Genomic DNA, 3,030 nt, shown 5'->3' with positions numbered 1-3,030 from the left:
GAAGAAATCGAAAGAAGAATCAGGGTGTGTGACGATGAAAGACTTTTTATCATCGGGGATGCTTTAAGAAGAGGATACGACTGGGAGCAGATCGTCGAATGGAGCAAAATCGATAAATTCTTCATCTGGAAACTGAAAAAGCTGGTTGATTTCGAAAAAACCATCGCTGAAAATAAATTTGATAAAGAAACATTAACTGAAGCCAAAAAATTAGGTTTTGCTGATGTCAATATCGCGGTTCTCTGGAACGTAACAGAGCGGGAAGTATTCAATTTCAGAAAAGAAAACGGGGTGATGCCGGTATACAAAATGGTGGATACCTGCGCTGCAGAATTCGAATCTGAAACCCCTTATTTCTATGGAACCTACGAAGAGGAGAACGAAAGCGTAGTTTCCGATAAAGAAAAGATCATCGTATTAGGTTCAGGCCCAATCAGGATCGGACAGGGCGTTGAGTTTGATTACGCAACGGTTCACTCGGTTTGGGCGATCAAAGAAATGGGGTATGAAGCGATCATCATCAACAACAACCCGGAAACAGTTTCTACCGACTTCTCGATCTCAAATAAACTGTATTTCGAACCGCTGACGGAAGAAGACGTGATGAACATTATCGAGCTTGAACAGCCGAAAGGAGTAGTGGTACAGTTCGGCGGCCAGACTGCCATCAACTTAGCCGATAAATTAGCTTCCCATGGCGTTCAGATTTTAGGAACTACGCTGGAAGACTTAGACAGGGCGGAAAACAGGGATAAATTTGAAAAAGCGCTGCAGGAAATGCAGATTCCCCAGCCGCTGGGAAAAACCTCTACTTCCAAAGAAGAAGCGATTGAAATTGCCAATGAGATCGGTTATCCGGTATTGGTTCGTCCGAGCTACGTATTGGGAGGCCGTGCGATGGAAATCGTATATTCCGAAAGCGAACTGGCCCATTACATGGAATTTGCCGTAGATGCAAGTCCGGAACATCCGGTGCTGGTGGACCGGTACATGGTAGGAAAAGAAATTGAAGTGGATGCCATCTGCGACGGTGAAACGGTGGTGATCCCGGGAATCATGGAGCACATCGAAAGAGCAGGGGTTCACTCCGGAGACTCCATCGCCGTATATCCTCCGCAGAACATTTCGCAGAGTGAGATCGACACTTTGGTAGACTATACCCAAAGACTGGCGAAAGGCCTGAAAGTAGTCGGACTGATGAACATCCAGTATGTTCTTTTCGAAGGCAATGTCTATGTAATTGAGGTCAATCCGCGTTCATCCAGAACGGTGCCTTTCCTTTCCAAAATCACGGAAGTACCGATGGCCAACCTGGCTACCAAAGCGATCTTAGGGCAGAAATTAACCGACTTAGGCTATAAAAACGGACTGGTGCCGAACAAAGAAGGCGTTTTTGTTAAAGTTCCGGTGTTCTCCTTCTCCAAATTAACGAAAGTAGATATCTCCCTCGGCCCTGAAATGAAATCAACCGGAGAGGTAATGGGGAAAGACACGACGCTGGAAAAAGCCCTTTACAAAGGACTGGTTGCCGCAGGAAGAAAAGTGCCGATGCACGGCTCCATCCTCTTTACTGTAGCGGACAAGCACAAGCAGGAAGCGGCGGATCTGGCTGCAAGATTCCATGAGGTGGGCTTCAGGATCTGGGCAACGGAAGGAACGGCGAAATTCTTTGAAGAGAAAGGGATTCCTTGCAAAATAGGATACAAAATAGGAGAGGAAAGTGTAAATCTTATCGACCTGATCCAGAAAGGAAAAGTACAGTATGTGGTCAATACCATGACCAAAGGAAAACAGTCTGAAAGAGACGGATTCCAGATCAGGAGGATGTCTGTAGAAAACGGCGTCCCTTGTCTTACTTCCATGGATACGGTAGAAGCCATCCTGAAAGTCATTGAAAGCATGAGCTTTAAAATGGAGACGATGTAATATTCAAATCTGTTAAATAAATAAAAGCGGGAGATTTTCTTCCGCTTTTTTTGATGGATATTTTTCAGGATTTTGGGAAGTGTGGGATGCTCTGTAAATTCTGATGATCTGGTTTTCATTTTGAAATTTGCAGATGAGAATAGGTTGAAATGTCGTCCGGGTGAAGGCAAATCTGAAAGGATTTCAAAACCAGTCTGACTTATAACAAAGATGCTTCAGGAGTTTTCAGATGTACAGGCCGGATTCACTGCTAAGATAAATCAACTTCGTGTAAACTCCGTATAGACGATAGTGACGGATGGCTTTCATATACCTGTATTTCTTTGTCTGAAGAAAGTTCATCCATAAAGACTGATGAAATCGTTTTATGTTCAGTAGAGGACTGCTGTTTTCCTCAAGATTCCCATTAAAATACGGAATGCTTATTGTAATCTCAATGCATGCTGAATCCGGCAGACCAATACTTCCGGACAGTATTCTATTTAAAATATCTAAAATATTTCATAAGATGAACGTACTATTTGTATTGACCTCACATGACGAGCTCGGAAACACAGGAAAAAAAACAGGGTTCTGGGTAGAAGAATTTGCAGCCCCGTATTATTCCCTGAAAGATGCAGGCTTTGATATCGTAGTGGCTACCCCGAAAGGTGGGCAGGCTCCGATCGACCCTAAAAGTGAAGATCCTGATGCGCAGACACCTGCAACGGAACGATATTACAGGGATCAGGAAACCCAGCAGATAATCGCCGGTACCCGGAAACTGAGCGAACAGAAAGCGAAAGATTTTGATGCTGTATTTTATCCCGGAGGACACGGGCCGCTTTGGGATCTTGCGGAAGACAAGGATTCCCAGAACCTGATCCTTGATTTCTACAACAGCAAAAAGCCTGTGGCAGCCGTTTGCCATGCACCGGGCGTTTTTAAAAATATCATACTGGAAAACGGTGAACCGTTTGTAAAAGGCAAAAAAGTAACAGGCTTTTCAAATACAGAGGAAGAAGCGGTTCAGCTTACGGAGGTCGTGCCTTTCCTGGTAGAGGACGAACTGAAAAATGCAGGCGGAGAATATTCTAAAACAGACGACTGGGGTATCCACGTAGT

General features: G+C 44.4%; 2 protein-coding genes. Both read left to right on the top strand.

Annotation, left to right across the window (positions count from 1 at the left end):
• On the top strand, positions 1 to 1,926 hold a 1,926-nt coding region (carB, locus tag QZ735_RS02880; RefSeq protein ID WP_294243960.1), incomplete at its 5' end, for a carbamoyl-phosphate synthase large subunit.
• Positions 1,927 to 2,434: 508 nt separating this feature from the next.
• Positions 2,435 to 3,030, top strand: a 596-nt coding sequence (locus QZ735_RS02875; RefSeq protein WP_294243958.1) for a type 1 glutamine amidotransferase domain-containing protein, incomplete at its 3' end; no start/stop codon positions are given.

The organism is uncultured Chryseobacterium sp. (assembly GCF_913776365.1).
Taxonomy (GTDB): domain Bacteria; phylum Bacteroidota; class Bacteroidia; order Flavobacteriales; family Weeksellaceae; genus Chryseobacterium.
The sequence above is the reverse complement of the archived record's forward strand: the minus strand, read 5'-3'. Positions and strand labels throughout refer to the sequence as shown.